Raw genomic sequence first — 16,014 nt, forward strand, 5'->3', positions numbered from 1 at the left:
GCATACCACGAGAAAAACCGGACATACATTCCAGGCTATGCCCGGTTTTTCGTGGATTAGCGCAGAAGCAGGTAAATACTTTCATTACCGCGTATGACATTCAGCGCGATAACCGCCGGTTTCGCTTCCAGCACCTTGCGCAGTTCGGCAATCGACTGTGTCGGCTGGCGGTTGATACCGATGATGACGTCATCTTTATGCAGGCCGATTTGCGCGGCAGGGCTACCTTTTTCCACGCCAGAAATGACAACCCCTTTAGTGCCGCTTTTCGCCTGGCCATCGCTGAGCGATGCCCCTTCCAGCGCCGGGATAATCAGCTGTGCGCTGGCGGTTGATGAGGCGCTCTTATCCAGCGTCACCTCTACTTCCAGCGGTTTACCGTCCCGGAGCAGGCCCAATTTGACCTTCGAACCCGGTTCCGTGGTGGCGATGCGGGAACGCAACTCGGCGAAACTATTCAGCGGCTTGCCGTTCAGGCTGGTAATCACGTCGCCGGATTTAATTCCCGCTTTTGCTGAACCGGAGCCAGGCAGCACTTCGCTAACGAATGCCCCGCGCTGCACATCGAGATTAAACGCTTTGGCGATGTCGGCGGTCATCTCCATACCGCGGATGCCGAGCAGGCCGCGTTTGATTTCACCGAACTGAATCAGCTGTTGAGCCAGGGTCTGTGCCATGTTGCTCGGGATAGCAAAGCCGATACCGACGCTGCCGCCACCGGGCGCCAGAATGGCGGTGTTGATACCGATCAGCTCGCCGTTCAGGTTCAGCAGCGCGCCGCCGGAGTTGCCGCGGTTGATAGCCGCATCGGTCTGAATGAAGTTCTCCAGCCCTTCCAGATTGAGGCCGCTACGGCCCAGCGCCGAGACGATACCGGATGTGACGGTCTGCCCCAGGCCGAACGGGTTCCCGACGGCCACGGCGAAGTCGCCCACGCGCAGTTTGTCGGAATCGGCGATGGCGATTTGCGTCAAATGGCTGGCTTTCTGGATTTGCAGCAGCGCAATGTCGCTCTGGTCGTCGCTACCGATAAGCTTCGCTTCAAACTCACGGCCATCGTTCAACTGAACGCTGATTTTCTGCGCGTCGCTGATGACGTGATTGTTGGTTAGCACGTAGCCTTTAATGGCATCAATAATGACGCCGGAGCCCAGACCTTCAAACTGCTGGGTGGGCTCATTGGCCGTGTTGCCGCCATCGTCGCCAAAGAACTTTTTGAGCTCGTCTGGCACCTGTTGATTCACGGGAGCCGTTCCTTCTACCTGAACGCTCACCACCGCAGGCAGCACTTTCTCCAGCATCGGCGCGAGGCTAGGCAGCGCGCCCTGGCCTGGAACCTGTGTCGGCAGCGACGCGAACACCGGCGCTGGAGCGGCGAGGGATAACCCAACGCTTAACGCCAACGCACTTAACAGTAAAGTTGATTTATTCATTGATGCTGGCCCTCATGACCCTGGATGCAAGAACACGACTTCCCGAAAAGACTGATGTTATTGAAGTAAATATAGACGGCGTAGGCAGAAGAGGACGGGCGCATGCCATGCGCCCGTAAAATATTTGTGGAATGCAGATTAATCGCGTTTTGCACCGCTACGCAGCAGACCGGATGCGCCGTCGGAGTAGTCGCGCGGCATCTGTACCGGCGCCTGATCGTTTCCGGCTTCGGACTCGGCCAGACGGTTGCGGAACGGGTTGGCTTCCGCAGACATGCCCGGCAGCAGATTGCTGGAGCTTTTCGCCATATGCTGGTAGATCTGGCGATAGTCATCGGCCATGTTATCGAGCAGCTCGGCGCTGCGGGCGAAATGGCTAACCAGCTCTTCGCGGTACTCTTCCAGCTCGGCTTTGTTTTTCTCCAGCTCGTACTGCAACGCCTGCTGCTGGCGTAATTTACGATTACCAAAACGCATGGCTACGGCACCGATGATGATACCGACAACTAACCCAATTAGCGCGTATTCCCAGGTCATGAACATCTCCCATTGTTTTGTTGTTCCGTAGGGTATTGGCGGCTTCGGCAACTCCATACCAGCGCCCGATAGTGCCACTATAACCGCTAATCCTGTAGAAGTGGAATCCTGACGCATCATCGCGTAGTGTAGAACGGACTTTTTTTAGTCAATCGTGAAGTAAGACATACCGGTTTTCAAAGGAATAACAATTAGATCATGCAAAGCCAGTCCCCCACATCGCGCTACCTTCAGGCCCTCGAGGAGGGCAGCCATCAACCTGACGATGTTCAGCGCGAGGCGGTAAACCGTCTCGATACCATTTACCAGGAACTCCAGCATAAAACGCCCGTCTCCGCCCCTGTCGGTGGCCTGCGCGCGCGTTTTGGCAAACTGCTCGGCAAGAAAGAGCCTGACGCGCCGAGCGCCGTACGCGGCCTGTATATGTGGGGCGGCGTGGGGCGAGGGAAAACCTGGCTGATGGATATGTTCTATCAAAGCCTACCGGGCGAGCGGAAGCAGCGCCTGCACTTCCACCGCTTTATGTTACGCGTGCATGAAGAACTGGCCGCGCTCCAGGGGCACACTGACCCGCTGGAAATTGTGGCCGAACGCTTTAAAGCCGAGACCGACGTGCTGTGTTTTGATGAATTTTTTGTTTCCGATATTACCGATGCCATGCTCCTTGGCGGCCTGATGAAGGCGCTGTTCGCGCGCGGTATTACGCTGGTCGCGACCTCCAACATTCCGCCGGATGAACTGTATCGCAATGGGCTGCAGCGCGCGCGCTTCCTGCCGGCGATCGAGGCGATTAAAGAGCACTGCGATATCATGAATGTCGACGCGGGCATCGACTATCGTCTACGCACGCTGACGCAGGCGCACCTGTGGCTTTCGCCGCTCAACGCAGAGACCCGCCAGCAGATGAACAAACTGTGGCTGGCACTGGCGGGGACGCCGCAGATGAACCAGACCACGCTGGAGATTAATCATCGTCCGCTGCCGACTCTTGGCGTAGAAAACCAGACGCTGGCAGTCTCCTTTAATACCCTGTGCGTCGACGCACGCAGCCAGCACGACTACATTGCGCTGTCGCGTCTGTTCCACACCGTGATGTTGTTTGACGTGTCTGTGATGACGCCATTGCTTGAGAGCGAAGCGCGCCGTTTTATCGCGCTGGTGGACGAATTCTACGAACGCCATGTGAAGCTGGTGGTGAGCGCCGAAGTCGAGTTGTACAACATCTATCAGGGGGAGCGACTGAAATTTGAGTTCCAGCGCTGCCTGTCGCGTTTGCAGGAGATGCAGAGCGAAGAGTATCTGAAGCGTGCGCATATGCCTTAACGCTACCCTCTCCCCGTGGGAGAGGGGCTGGGGGTGAGGGCGTCAGGCCGCACATCCCCAAACCCCGAAAAACCCGCAGCAAATCACATAAAGGGGTCGACCTTTGACCCCGACTTCTCTATAATCTTGCGACCCCACGTTACAAGAGAGTTTTTTCCCAAAACTTTCTCTGCGCCGGCATAGGCTATTCGAAGGGGTAGGTTTGCTGGACAATGTCGTGTGAACCTCAACTGACTAAACGTTTGGGTGTTCACCAACGTGTAACTTATTTATTTGGGTAAGCTTTTAATGAAAACTTTTACAGCTAAACCAGAAACCGTAAAACGCGACTGGTATGTTGTTGACGCGACCGGTAAAACTCTGGGCCGTCTGGCTTCCGAACTGGCTCTGCGCCTGCGCGGTAAGCACAAAGCGGAATACACTCCGCACGTAGATACCGGTGATTACATCATCGTTCTGAACGCTGACAAAGTTGCTGTAACCGGCAACAAGCGTACTGACAAAGTGTACTATCACCACACCGGCCACATCGGTGGTATCAAAGAAGCGACCTTTGAAGAGATGATTGCCCGCCGTCCTGAGCGTGTGATTGAAATCGCGGTTAAAGGCATGCTGCCAAAAGGCCCGCTGGGTCGTGCTATGTTCCGTAAACTGAAAGTTTACGCTGGCAACGAGCACAACCACGCGGCACAGCAACCGCAAGTTCTTGACATCTAATCGGGATTATAGGCAATGGCTGAAAATCAATACTACGGCACTGGTCGCCGCAAAAGTTCCGCAGCTCGCGTTTTCATCAAACCGGGCAACGGCAAAATCGTTATCAACCAACGTTCTCTGGAACAGTACTTCGGTCGTGAAACTGCCCGCATGGTAGTTCGTCAGCCGCTGGAACTGGTCGACATGGTTGAGAAACTGGATCTGTACATCACTGTTAAAGGTGGTGGTATCTCTGGTCAGGCTGGTGCGATCCGTCACGGTATCACCCGCGCTCTGATGGAGTACGACGAATCCCTGCGTGGCGAACTGCGTAAAGCTGGCTTCGTTACTCGTGATGCTCGTCAGGTTGAACGTAAGAAAGTCGGCCTGCGTAAAGCACGTCGTCGTCCGCAGTTCTCCAAACGTTAATTGCTTTCTGCTTCGGCAGACAACAATTTGCGAAAAAACCCGCTTCGGCGGGTTTTTTTATGCCTGCAAGATGGGGCTGCCGCGCTCTTTTTCCGCTTTTCAGGAATCCCCTCACCACAAGTCGTTCAAAATCTGGTAGACTATCTTCCAATTTTCTGCCCAAATGCGCGCGATTGTTCATTTTTTGTTTGGTTTGTGAACGAGAATGTCGTTTAGCGTGTAGCTGAGGCTTGTCATCTGGCTAGCCGCCGTTGTGGCTGGTAGCAGTAAAAATTCTGATTATACCTGGAGGTTTTCATGGCTGTCGCTGCCAACAAACGTTCGGTAATGACGCTGTTTTCTGGTCCTACTGACATCTATAGCCATCAGGTCCGCATTGTGCTGGCTGAGAAGGGTGTCAGCTTTGAGATAGAGCACGTGGAAAAGGACAATCCACCGCAGGATCTGATTGACCTCAACCCGAATCAAAGCGTTCCGACACTCGTAGATCGTGAGCTGACGCTGTGGGAATCACGCATCATTATGGAATACCTTGATGAGCGTTTCCCGCATCCGCCGCTGATGCCGGTTTACCCGGTTGCACGTGGTGAAAGCCGCCTGTACATGCACCGTATCGAGAAAGACTGGTACTCACTGATGAACACCGTGATGACCGGTTCCGCCGCGCAGGCTGACGCCGCGCGTAAACAGCTGCGTGAAGAGCTGCTGGCGATCGCGCCGGTCTTCACCCAGAAGCCGTTCTTCCTGAGCGATGAATTCAGCATTGTCGACTGCTACCTGGCGCCGCTGCTGTGGCGTCTGCCGGTAATGGGCATTGAGCTGAGCGGTGCTGGCGCGAAAGAGCTGAAAGGCTATATGACGCGCGTCTTCGAACGTGACTCTTTCCTCGCCTCCTTAACGGAAGCCGAGCGCGAAATGCGCCTTGGCCGGGGTTAATTGAATGGAAGTTTCGCAACTTTCTCCGCGCCGCCCGTACCTGCTGCGTGCATTCTATGAGTGGCTGCTGGACAACCAGCTGACGCCGCACCTGGTGGTAGATGTTATGCTGCCAGGCGTGAATGTGCCGATGGAATACGCGCGTGACGGGCAGATCGTGTTGAACATCGCGCCGCGAGCGGTGGGGAATCTTGAGCTGGCTAACGATGAAGTGCGCTTCAATGCGCGCTTTGGCGGCGTGCCGCGTCAGGTTTCCGTTCCGCTGGCTGCCGTGCTGGCGATCTACGCCCGTGAGAACGGTGCCGGAACCATGTTTGAGCCAGAAGCCGCATACGATGAAAATGTTGAAGGCTTCAACGACGGCGAAGACGTGGATAACGGCGCAAGCGAGACCGTGATGTCGGTGATTGATGGCAATAAGCCGGATAGCGACGACGGAGACGATCCCGACGATACGCCACCACCGCCTCGCGGCGGGCGTCCGGCGCTTCGCGTTGTGAAATAGAAAACAGGCCCATACGGGCCTGTTTTGTTATGGCTATCGTTTAAACGTGACTTTTTCTGGCATGTCGAGGTGAAGCGTCGTCTGGCTTGGCACCGTTTCGGCAATCACCCGACCATGGCGGATAGAGTAACGGGCTGGCGTCTGGCGACGTACAGCATCAAAACCATTTTCCGCAGGGAGAACCACCAGGTTAGCACTGTTACCGACCTCAAGACCATAATCCTGCAGATGCAGCGTTTTCGCGCTGTGGGTCGTTATCAGGTTCAGCCCATCATTAATCTGCCCGTATCCCATCAGCTGACACACGTGTAATCCCATATGCAACACCTGCAGCATATTCGCGGTACCCAGTGGATACCACGGATCGAAGACGTCGTCATGACCGAAGCAGACGTTGATATCCGCCTCCAGCATCTCTTTGACGCGCGTGACGCCGCGGCGTTTCGGATAGGTGTCAAAACGTCCTTGCAGGTGAATGTTCACCAGCGGATTGGCGACAAAGTTAATGCCGGACATCTTTAACAGGCGGAAAAGGCGGGAAGCGTACGCGCCGTTATAGGAGTGCATTGCCGTCGTGTGGCTGGCAGTCACGCGAGCCCCCATCTCATCACGGTGTGCCAGCGCCGCGACGGTTTCAACGAAGCGTGATTGCTCATCGTCAATTTCATCGCAGTGTACGTCGATGAGTCTGTCGTATTTTTGCGCCAGGGCGAAAATTTTATGCAGCGATTCAACGCCATATTCACGGGTAAATTCAAAGTGGGGAATGGCGCCAATGACGTCGGCGCCCAAACGTACCGCTTCTTCTAACAGCGCCTCACCGTTGGGATAAGAAAGAATGCCTTCTTGTGGGAACGCGACGATTTGCAGCTCTACCCACGGCGCGACTTCTTGCTTCACTTCCAGCATGGCTTTCAGCGCCGTCAACGTGGGGTCGGAGACGTCAACGTGAGTACGAACGTACTGGATACCGTTGGCCATCTGCCACTTCAGGGTTTGCATGGCCCGCGCTTTTACATCTTCGTGAGTGAGCATCGCCTTACGTTCGGCCCAGCGTTCAATACCTTCAAACAGCGTGCCAGACTGGTTCCAGTTCGGTTCGCCAGCGGTTTGCGTGGTGTCCAGATGGATGTGCGGTTCAACAAACGGAGGGATTGCCAGACCGCCTTCAACATCCAGCACATTGCCCTGTGGCGCTGACGCCGTTTCCTGAGGCTCAAAACGGCTAAAGCGCCCATTTTCAATGGTGATTTGCCACAATCCTTCACGCCCCTGCAAGCGGGCCTGACGAAGGGTAATATTATTATTCTGCATGGCTAACCTCCGAGGATTTAGCAAAGCTACGATTAAAGAGTGGGTTCAGCAGGATATAGCTGAATACGCCGCCGAGGACGGCGTTGACCGGGACAATTCCGGGAATATAGTGACCCGCAGCGATACCCAGTGCAACGGACAGAATGGCCACCCAGTTCACGGTAATAAATTGCGCTTTGTTGAAGTCGGCATATTTGCGGTGGTTCAACAGATAGTCGGCGATGATCACGCCCCCAATGGGGGGAATCGCCGCCGACAGAAAGGTCAGCCAGCCGACAAAGTTATTGTATAGCCACAGTGCGCACAGCGTCCCAATAATACCGTTCGCCACCGACAGCGTGCGGCTGGAAAGACCGGTAATGTTGGCAAAGCCCAGACCAGATGCGTACAGCGCATTGTCATTGGTGGTCCAGATATTCAGGCCGAGTACCACAATCGCCGGCAGCAGCAGGCCCTGGGCTATCATCACGTCAGAAATATCCGCTTGCCCGACAGCGGCAGCGCCCGCAGCCCCGAAGATAAACATCAATGAGTTGCCGAGGAAGAACGCCACCATCGCAATCAGCACCGCCCCTTTGGCGTTGCGGCCAAAGCGAACGAAGTCGGCGGTTAAGGTACCGGCGCTGACAAACGAGCCGACAACCAGCGCGAGTGCGGTGGAAAAATTGAGCGGCGTCTGCGGCACAATCGTTTTTAAATGGTCTAAACCGCCAACGTCGCTCACCGCCAGCCAGACCGAGTAGCTGCCCAGAATGACAATCGCAGGCACAGCGATAATAGAGAGAATCGTCAGTGCCGAGATACCGAAGAAGATGGTCAGGGTCATCAACAGCCCGGAAACCGCAATCAGGATATTGACGTCAATGCCCGTTGCTTTGCCCACCGGGATAGCAAACATAGCCACGCCGACGCCAAACCAGCCTACCTGCGTGCCGCCGAGCAGCATGGAAGGAAGCCATGAACCTTTTACGCCAAAGGAGTAACGAGCAAGAAGGTGGGTAGAGAGTCCGGTTTTTGCGCCGATGAAACCAAGAAATGCGGTGTAGATACCGAGGAGGAGGTTACCGAAGAAAACTGCAAGGAAGAAATCATGATAGGAAAGACCGGTACCGAGTGTTCCTCCGGTCCACATACTGGCGGAAAAAAACGTTAACCCCAACATCACAAACGTGAGTGGAACTACGCCTTTCCGCGCCGCCAGAGGGACGGGCCCCTGGCTATAATTGTTGTCCTGCGACACAATGCCTCCATGAATTTTGCCCAAAAAATCCGCCGCATAATATACAGTTCTCAGAATAAAGCAAACGTTTCCGCGTGATTTTTTGTTGGTTATTATTCATGGGGGTGATGATTTCGCCGCTTTCCCTCGGTTTACAGTCAATCCACTCCTGTGGGTTGAGGTGCCAACATGGCTTGTGAACGAATGAGTTCGTCAGCAAGTAGTCGTTCGTCAGGCAACTGCACTTTGTACTCGCTCGCCATGATGGTATTCGGCAGGCCAGTCAGCGCGTAATGCGCTTCCCCCGCGCCTTTTCCCGCGCACAGAATCAACCCAACGGGCGGGTTTTCTCCCGGCATTGTCCAGTGCTCTTTGGCATAGTTCAGGTACATATTCATCTGCCCGGCATCCGCATAACCGAATTTGCCTACCTTCAGGTTAACGAGCAACAGGCAGCGCAAGCGGCGATGGAAGAACAGCAGATCGACGCGGAACCAGCTATCGTCTATGCGTAATCGGCGTTGGCGGCCAACAAAAGCAAAATCGTCACCGAGCTCCAGCATAAAGTCCATCAGGTGGCTGAGCAGGGCATCTTCGAGATCCGACTCTGAATACGCGTCCTTCAGGTTAAGAAACTCCAGAATGAACGGGTCGCGTATGGCTTGCTCCGGAAAAACGTTGGGTTCGGCGGGTGCTGGCTGCTGCAACATGGCGGATTTGTCGTGTGACAACAGCGTTCGTTCGTAAAATTGAGTGGCGATTTGCCGATCGAGCTGCCGTACGGACCAGCCGTTACGTAGCGTCTCTTTCTCGTAAAAAGTGCGGGCATCGGGATTTTTTACCGAAAGTAAACGCACGTAAGCTGACCAGGGAAGTGGAAAAATTTTTGCAAGTTGTACCAGACGTGAAGATTCTGCAGACACTGTCTGCGGAATTTCAATACTCTGAAAACATAGATAAAATGTTCTCATTTGCCACAAATTCCGGGTGGAAAAACCACGCTTATAGCGCAGGCTTAAATCTGCGGATAACCGCTCAATAAGCTGAATACCATAAGCCGCACGTGCTTCGCCGCCCTGTTCAAACTCGACAATTCTCCTGCCGATTTCCCAGTAGGTTGCCGTCATTAAAGCGTTAATACTGCGGACAGTCTCAGTGTGGGCTGTATCTACTAAGCGAATAATACCGTCATGGATTTGCTGATAATCGTCAGCGTGTTGTGGTGGTGTAGGCGTAGTCATGTCATCCCTGGCGCGAGAGTTGCGAAATAAAAAGATATCGCTACCAATACGCTTCAGGCATAGCCCGGTCAATCCAGGAGAGGTGTATTACATTGCGTTGCAGCTGAATTTGCGAGCGGCTTACGAAGAATAAATCTGCATGTATTTAGCAGAAAAATATTGGCTCCCCATCCATCAGCATGAAGCCGTGGTAGGGGAGCCAGCAGGAATTACACTTCCAGGTAGTTCATGATCCCGTCAGCCGCTTTACGGCCTTCGGCGATCGCGGTGACCACCAGATCCGAACCGCGCACGATGTCGCCACCGGCAAAGATTTTCGGGTTGCTGGTCTGGAAGGCGTTGTCGCTACCTTCCGGGGCAATGATGCGGCCCTGAGAGTCCAGCTCGACGCTGTGCTTCGCCAGCCATTCCATGCTGTGCGGACGGAAACCGAACGCCATCACCACAGCGTCGGCAGGAACCACGTGCTCGGAACCGGCGACGATTTCCGCGCGACGGCGGCCTTTGGCATCCGGCTGGCCCATCTCGGTACGCGCCATTTTCACGCCGCAGACTTTGCCGTTGGCATTCACTTCTACGCCCAGCGGCTGCACGTTGAACTGGAATTCCACGCCTTCTTCGCGCGCGTTTTTCACTTCGCGTTTGGAACCCGGCATGTTCTCTTCATCACGACGGTAGGCACAGGTAACATGCGTTGCGCCCTGACGAATGGAGGTGCGTACGCAGTCCATCGCGGTGTCGCCGCCGCCCAGTACCACCACGCGTTTGCCTTCCATGCTGACGTACGGTTCTTCAGTCGTTTCGCCGAAGCCCATGATCTGCTTGGTGTTGGCAATCAGGAACGGTAGGGCGTCGAATACGCCGGAAGCGTCTTCGTTCTCCAGCCCGCCGCGCATTGACTGATAGGTACCGACACCGAGGAACACGGCATCGTAATCTTTCAGCAGGTCGTCGAGCTGTACGTCACGGCCCACTTCGACGTTGAGTTTGAATTCAATGCCCATGCCGGTGAAGATCTCACGGCGGCGGGTCATGACTTCTTTCTCCAACTTGAAGGCCGGGATACCGAAGGTCAGCAGACCGCCGATTTCCGGGTGACGGTCGAAGACCACCGCCTTCACGCCGTTGCGGGTCAGCACATCCGCGCACGCCAGGCCCGCCGGGCCCGCACCGATGATGGCGACTTTCTTGCCGGTTTGCTTCACGCCGGTGAGGTCCGGACGCCAGCCCATCTCGAATGCTTTATCGTTGATATAGCGTTCAATGTTGCCGATGGTCACGGCGCCAAACTCATCGTTCAGCGTACAGGAGCCTTCACACAGGCGATCCTGCGGGCACACACGGCCACAGACTTCCGGCAGAGTGTTGGTCTGGTGTGAAAGTTCCGCCGCTTCAAAAATACGCCCCTCGTTCGCCAGCTTCAGCCAGTTCGGGATGTAGTTATGTACCGGACATTTCCACTCGCAGTACGGGTTGCCGCAGGACAGGCAGCGATCTGCCTGCGCTTTGGCCTGGCCTTCGGAAAACGGCTCGTAGATCTCGATAAACTCGATCTTGCGGATCTTCAGCGGTTTCTTCGGCGGATCAACGCGCTGCAGGTCGATAAATTGATAAACGTTCTGACTCATGATGACCTCTTACTGCGCCTGCACGCGCAGCTCGGCTGCGCTACGACTACGGTGACCCAACAGCGCTTTCACATCGCTGGATTTCGGCTTAACCAGAGCAAACTTCGCGGAATAAGACGGCCAGTGCGCCAGAATCTCTTCACCGCGGGAGGAGCCGGTCAGCTGTACGTGTTCGGTGATCAATCCACGCAGATGTTCTTCGTGAATCGCCAGCGAGTCGACGTCCAGCACTTCTACCAGTTCCGGGTTCACGCGTTTACGGAAATCACCGTCTTCATCCAGCACATAGGCGAAACCGCCCGTCATACCGGCGCCGAAGTTCACGCCCGTTTTGCCCAGCACGCAGACGATACCGCCGGTCATATATTCACAGCCGTTGTCGCCGATGCCTTCCACCACGGTAATCGCCCCGGAGTTACGCACGCCGAAACGTTCACCCGCGCGGCCCGCGGCGTACAGACGACCACCGGTCGCGCCGTACAGGCAGGTGTTGCCGATGATGCTGGCTTCATGGCTGCGGAAGGATGAACCCACCGGCGGACGAATCGCCAGCAGACCGCCCGCCATGCCTTTACCGACGTAGTCGTTGGCATCGCCGGTCAGGTACAGCTCAACGCCGCCGGCGTTCCACACGCCGAAGCTCTGGCCCGCGGTACCGTTGAAGTGCGCTTTGATCGGATCCGCCGCCAGCCCCTGGTCGCCGTGCGTCTGGGCAATGTAGCCAGACAGAGATGCGCCAACGGAACGGTCGGTGTTGCGGATATCAAACCAGAAGGTTTTGCTCTGGCGCTCATCAACAAACGGTTTTGCCTGCTGCAACAGCTGCGCGTTCAACACGCCGTTATCAAACGGTGGGTTGTTCTCGGTGCAGTACAGCGCTTTGCCAGGATGTGGCTCCGCGGTTTCCAGCAGACGAGACAGCTCCAGCTTCTGCTGCTTGGCGGTGAAGCCATCCAGCTCTTTGAGCAGGTCAGTGCGGCCAATCAGGTCAACGAGGCGGGTGACGCCCAGTTCAGCCATTAGCTCGCGGACTTCACGGGCGATAAATTCAAAGTAGTTGGTCACTTTGAACGGCAGGCCGTGATAGTGGTTCTTACGCAGTTTCTCATCCTGAGTCGCAACACCGGTTGCGCAGTTGTTCAGGTGGCAAATACGCAGGTATTTACAGCCCAGCGCGACCATTGGCCCGGTACCGAAGCCGAAGCTTTCCGCGCCGAGGATCGCCGCTTTAATGATGTCGACGCCCGTTTTCAGGCCGCCGTCCACCTGCAGACGAATCTTGTGACGCAGGCCGTTAGCGACCAGCGCCTGCTGCGTTTCGACCAGACCCAGCTCCCACGGACAGCCGGCGTATTTCACCGAAGACAGCGGGCTTGCGCCTGTGCCGCCGTCGTAGCCGGCGATGGTGATGAGGTCTGCATAGGCTTTTGCCACGCCGGTAGCGATGGTGCCGACGCCCGGTTCGGAAACCAGCTTCACGGAGATCATCGCTTTCGGGTTGACCTGTTTGAGGTCGAAAATCAGCTGCGCTAAGTCCTCGATAGAGTAAATATCGTGGTGCGGCGGCGGAGAAATCAGCGTCACGCCCGGTACGGAATAACGCAGTTTGGCAATGTATGGGGTGACTTTATCACCCGGCAATTGACCACCTTCGCCCGGTTTCGCGCCCTGAGCGACTTTAATCTGAATGACGTCGGCATTGACCAGGTACGCCGGGGTGACGCCAAAGCGACCGGAGGCTACCTGCTTGATGCGCGACACTTTGTTGGTGCCGTAACGCGCCGGGTCTTCGCCGCCTTCGCCGGAGTTCGAGTTGCCGCCGATGCTGTTCATCGCTTCGGCCAGCGCTTCGTGTGCTTCCGGGCTCAGTGCGCCAATCGACATCGCTGCGGTATCGAAACGTTTGAACAGGTCGCTCGCGGGCTCTACGTCGGCCAGGTTGACGGTCTCGCCGTTTGGCGTGATGGCCAGCAGGTCGCGCAGCGTCGCGGCAGGGCGGTTGTTGACCAGCTCTGCATAGGCTTTGTAATCGCTGTATTCGCCGCTCTGTACCGCCTGTTGCAGGGTGCGTACCACGTCCGGGTTGTAGGCATGGTATTCGCCGCCGTGAACGTATTTCAGCAGGCCGCCCTGTTCCAGCGGTTTACGCGCCAGCCAGGCACGCTTCGACAGGTTCAGCAGATCCTGCTGGAAGTCGTCGAACGACGCGCCGCCGATGCGGCTAACCACGCCCTGGAAGCAATTTTCGACCACGTCATCGTGCAGACCGACCGCTTCAAACAGCTTAGAGCAACGATAGGAAGCAACGGTCGAGATGCCCATTTTGGACATGATCTTATACAGACCTTTGTTGATGCCGTTACGGTAGTTCAGCATCACCGTGCGGTAGTCTTTCTCGATAGCATGGGTATCGATAAGACGGCCCAGAGTTTCATAGGCCAGGTACGGATAGATTGCCGTCGCGCCAAAGCCGAGCAGTACCGCAAAGTGGTGCGGGTCGCGGGCGCTGGCGGTTTCCACGATGATGTTCGCGTCGCAGCGCAGGCTCTTATCCACCAGGCGAGCCTGGATTGCGCCCACCGCCATTGGCGCCGGTACCGGCAGACGATTTTTGGCGATGTTACGGTCGGACAGCACCAGCAGGACGGTACCGTTGCGCACCATCTCTTCGGCCTTGTCGCACAGGGCTTTGACCGTGGCTTCGAGGCTGGTTTCCGCCACATCGAAGGTGATGTCCAGCGTGTCGGCGCGGTAATGTTCCTCTTTCATCGTGGTGAGCTGATTGAAATCGGAGTACAGCAGAATGGGCGATTTGAAGCTCAGGCGGTGCGCCTGGCCTTCCGCTTCGCAGAAGACGTTCATCTCACGACCAATGCTGGTTGCCAGCGACATCACGTGCGCTTCACGCAGCGGGTCGATTGGCGGGTTGGTCACCTGCGCAAACTGCTGGCGGAAGTAGTCGTAAATAATACGCGGCTGGCTGGAGAGCACGGCGAACGGGGTATCGTCACCCATCGAGCCGACGGCTTCCTGACCGTTTTCGCCGAGTACGCGAATCACGGAATCCAGCTCTTCAGCGCTGTAGTTAAACTGTTTCTGGTAGCTGGCAAGGGTATCGTCGTCCAGCTCACGGCTGCCCACCTGATCGTCGGCCAGATCTTCAAACGGCACCAGACGGCGAACGTTTTTCTCCATCCACTCTTTGTACGGATGGCGGCTTTTCAGATCGTTGTCGGTTTCGGCAGAGTGCAGAATGCGGCCGCTGCGGGTGTCGATAACCATCAGCTCGCCTGGGCCGACGCGGCCTTTTTCCACCACTTCGTCAGGCTGGTAGTCCCAGATCCCGACTTCAGAGGCGCAGGTGATGAGTTTGTCTTTGGTAATGACGTAGCGCGCCGGGCGCAGGCCGTTACGGTCGAGGTTACAGGCGGCGTAGCGGCCATCAGACATGACGATCCCTGCCGGGCCGTCCCACGGCTCCATGTGCATGGAGTTAAAGTCGAAGAACGAACGCAGGTCCGGATCCATATCCGGGTTGTTCTGCCAGGCCGGTGGTACCAGCAGACGCATGGCGCGGATGATGTCCATCCCGCCCGCCAGCAGCAGCTCAAGCATGTTATCCATGGAGCTGGAGTCGGAGCCGGTTTCGTTGACGAACGGCGCGGCGTCGTGCAGGTCAGGGATCAGCGGCGTCTGGAACTTATAGGTACGCGCGCGCGCCCATTGACGGTTACCGGTGATGGTGTTGATTTCGCCGTTGTGCGCCAGGTAGCGGAACGGCTGTGCCAGCGGCCAGCGCGGCACGGTGTTGGTGGAGAAGCGCTGGTGGAACAGGCAGATGGCCGATTCCAGACGCAGGTCCGCGAGGTCCAGGTAGAAGCGCGGCAGATCCGCCGGCATACACAGACCTTTATAAATGTTCACCAGATTGGACAGGCTACAAACGTAGAAGTCTTTATCTTGCAGGAGGCGCTTTTCGATGCGGCGGCGGGCGATAAACAGGCGGCGTTCCATATCGCGTGGGCGCCAGCCCGCAGGGGCGTTAACGAAAATTTGCTCTATACGAGGCAGAGAGGAGAGGGCGATTTCACCGAGTACACCTTCGTTGGTGGGCACATCGCGCCAGCCAACAATAGACAGGGTTTCACGCTGCAGTTCTTCTTCTACAACATGGCGGGCGGCAGCGGCCAGTTCAGGATCCTTATTCAGGAACAGCATCCCAACGGCATAGTTTTTGGCTAAGCGCCAGCCACGTTCTTCAGCAACGATGCGGAAGAAACGGTCAGGTTTTTGCAGCAGCAAGCCACAACCGTCGCCGGTTTTACCGTCGGCGAGGATCGCACCGCGGTGCTGCATACGGGCCAGTGCGTGTATCGCGGTACGCACTACCTTGTGGCTAGGTTCGCCTTCTATGTGGGCGATCAGGCCGAAACCACAGTTATCCCTCTCAAGGGATTTATCGTACAACATATCAGTGAACCTCCCCAGGCTCTACGGGACGCCCCCTTAATCGATTGCGCGCAAGGCACAGCAAGAGCATGGCGACGGGGTATGGCATTCTTTGCCTACCTCGCATTCGCCCTCTTTTATCCTTTTCGCGTAGGTCACACAAGTTTGAGGACTTGCTTAAGAGGGAATCTCAATTACTGCATAAATATGATGAGCAGGCTGCTCATCCAGAAAGCTTCCAGCGGATTCCCAACTTATCGGGAATCCGTACATAGGTCAAATGGCAATCTTATTTATCCAAAAA

At 56.1% G+C, this 16,014-nt stretch carries 12 protein-coding genes; 5 read left to right on the forward strand and 7 right to left on the reverse strand.

Going from position 1 to position 16,014, the window contains the following annotated elements:
• Positions 1-56: 56 nt before the first annotated feature.
• Together degQ and zapG are read right to left on the reverse strand one after the other, a co-directional pair.
• Complete coding sequence (degQ, locus tag K7B04_RS07805) at positions 57-1,433, reverse strand: serine endoprotease DegQ (protein WP_163447763.1); 1,377 nt, start codon at positions 1,431-1,433, stop codon at positions 57-59.
• Between the two features lie 138 nt (positions 1,434-1,571).
• A complete protein-coding gene (gene zapG / locus K7B04_RS07810; RefSeq protein ID WP_064541800.1) occupies positions 1,572-1,970 on the reverse strand; it encodes a Z-ring associated protein ZapG in 399 nt (132 codons plus the stop codon).
• A 198-nt stretch (positions 1,971-2,168) separates the two neighbouring features.
• On the opposite strand from zapG, the gene zapE reads away from it, so the two are divergent.
• From zapE to sspB, 5 genes are all read left to right on the forward strand, one after another.
• Entirely contained in the window at positions 2,169-3,293 is a 1,125-nt protein-coding gene (zapE, locus tag K7B04_RS07815; RefSeq protein WP_163447764.1) for a cell division protein ZapE, read from the forward strand.
• Positions 3,294-3,581: 288 nt separating this feature from the next.
• Positions 3,582-4,010, forward strand: coding sequence for a 50S ribosomal protein L13 (gene rplM / locus K7B04_RS07820; RefSeq protein WP_064541805.1), 429 nt, complete (start codon positions 3,582-3,584; stop codon positions 4,008-4,010).
• Between the two features lie 15 nt (positions 4,011-4,025).
• Complete coding sequence (gene rpsI / locus K7B04_RS07825) at positions 4,026-4,418, forward strand: 30S ribosomal protein S9 (RefSeq protein WP_000829815.1); 393 nt, start codon at positions 4,026-4,028, stop codon at positions 4,416-4,418.
• A 297-nt stretch (positions 4,419-4,715) separates the two neighbouring features.
• Positions 4,716-5,354: a stringent starvation protein SspA gene (sspA, locus tag K7B04_RS07830; protein WP_064541808.1), complete on the forward strand. Its 639-nt coding sequence runs from the start codon at positions 4,716-4,718 to the stop codon at positions 5,352-5,354.
• 4 nt (positions 5,355-5,358) lie between these two features.
• On the forward strand, positions 5,359-5,859 hold the full coding sequence (gene sspB, locus K7B04_RS07835) for a ClpXP protease specificity-enhancing factor (RefSeq protein ID WP_163447765.1): 501 nt from the start codon (positions 5,359-5,361) through the stop codon (positions 5,857-5,859).
• 33 nt (positions 5,860-5,892) lie between these two features.
• On the opposite strand, the gene K7B04_RS07840 is transcribed toward sspB, so the two are convergent.
• The 5 genes from K7B04_RS07840 to gltB all read right to left on the reverse strand — a co-directional run bounded on the left by K7B04_RS07840 (position 5,893) and on the right by gltB (position 15,731).
• Positions 5,893-7,173 (reverse strand): cytosine deaminase, encoded by a 1,281-nt coding sequence (locus tag K7B04_RS07840; protein WP_223803784.1) that lies wholly within the window; start codon positions 7,171-7,173, stop codon positions 5,893-5,895.
• Entirely contained in the window at positions 7,163-8,413 is a 1,251-nt protein-coding gene (gene codB, locus K7B04_RS07845; protein WP_163447767.1) for a cytosine permease, read from the reverse strand. The genes K7B04_RS07840 and codB overlap by 11 nt, the downstream gene beginning before the upstream one ends.
• 137 nt (positions 8,414-8,550) lie before the next feature.
• A complete protein-coding gene (locus K7B04_RS07850) occupies positions 8,551-9,633 on the reverse strand; it encodes a PDDEXK nuclease domain-containing protein (RefSeq protein ID WP_223803785.1) in 1,083 nt (360 codons plus the stop codon).
• A 209-nt stretch (positions 9,634-9,842) separates the two neighbouring features.
• Complete coding sequence (gene gltD / locus K7B04_RS07855) at positions 9,843-11,261, reverse strand: glutamate synthase subunit GltD (RefSeq protein WP_064541823.1); 1,419 nt, start codon at positions 11,259-11,261, stop codon at positions 9,843-9,845.
• 9 nt (positions 11,262-11,270) lie between these two features.
• Complete coding sequence (gene gltB / locus K7B04_RS07860; RefSeq protein WP_223803786.1) at positions 11,271-15,731, reverse strand: glutamate synthase large subunit; 4,461 nt, start codon at positions 15,729-15,731, stop codon at positions 11,271-11,273.
• Between the last annotated feature and the right edge of the window lie 283 nt (positions 15,732-16,014).

It is taken from the genome of Kluyvera sp. CRP (assembly GCF_019930565.1).
GTDB lineage: Bacteria > Pseudomonadota > Gammaproteobacteria > Enterobacterales > Enterobacteriaceae > Kluyvera > Kluyvera georgiana_A.

What these genes read in the sequence shown, in the direction of transcription:
- K7B04_RS07840 (WP_223803784.1), bottom strand. Translation starts at nt 7,173, where the DNA reads ATGCAGAATAATAATATTACCCTTCGTCAGGCCCGCTTGCAGGGGCGT.
- degQ (WP_163447763.1), bottom strand. Translation starts at nt 1,433, where the DNA reads ATGAATAAATCAACTTTACTGTTAAGTGCGTTGGCGTTAAGCGTTGGG.
- rpsI (WP_000829815.1), top strand. Translation starts at nt 4,026, where the DNA reads ATGGCTGAAAATCAATACTACGGCACTGGTCGCCGCAAAAGTTCCGCA.
- gltB (WP_223803786.1), bottom strand. Translation starts at nt 15,731, where the DNA reads ATGTTGTACGATAAATCCCTTGAGAGGGATAACTGTGGTTTCGGCCTG.
- sspA (WP_064541808.1), top strand. Translation starts at nt 4,716, where the DNA reads ATGGCTGTCGCTGCCAACAAACGTTCGGTAATGACGCTGTTTTCTGGT.
- gltD (WP_064541823.1), bottom strand. Translation starts at nt 11,261, where the DNA reads ATGAGTCAGAACGTTTATCAATTTATCGACCTGCAGCGCGTTGATCCG.
- K7B04_RS07850 (WP_223803785.1), bottom strand. Translation starts at nt 9,633, where the DNA reads ATGACTACGCCTACACCACCACAACACGCTGACGATTATCAGCAAATC.
- rplM (WP_064541805.1), top strand. Translation starts at nt 3,582, where the DNA reads ATGAAAACTTTTACAGCTAAACCAGAAACCGTAAAACGCGACTGGTAT.
- zapE (WP_163447764.1), top strand. Translation starts at nt 2,169, where the DNA reads ATGCAAAGCCAGTCCCCCACATCGCGCTACCTTCAGGCCCTCGAGGAG.
- sspB (WP_163447765.1), top strand. Translation starts at nt 5,359, where the DNA reads ATGGAAGTTTCGCAACTTTCTCCGCGCCGCCCGTACCTGCTGCGTGCA.
- zapG (WP_064541800.1), bottom strand. Translation starts at nt 1,970, where the DNA reads ATGACCTGGGAATACGCGCTAATTGGGTTAGTTGTCGGTATCATCATC.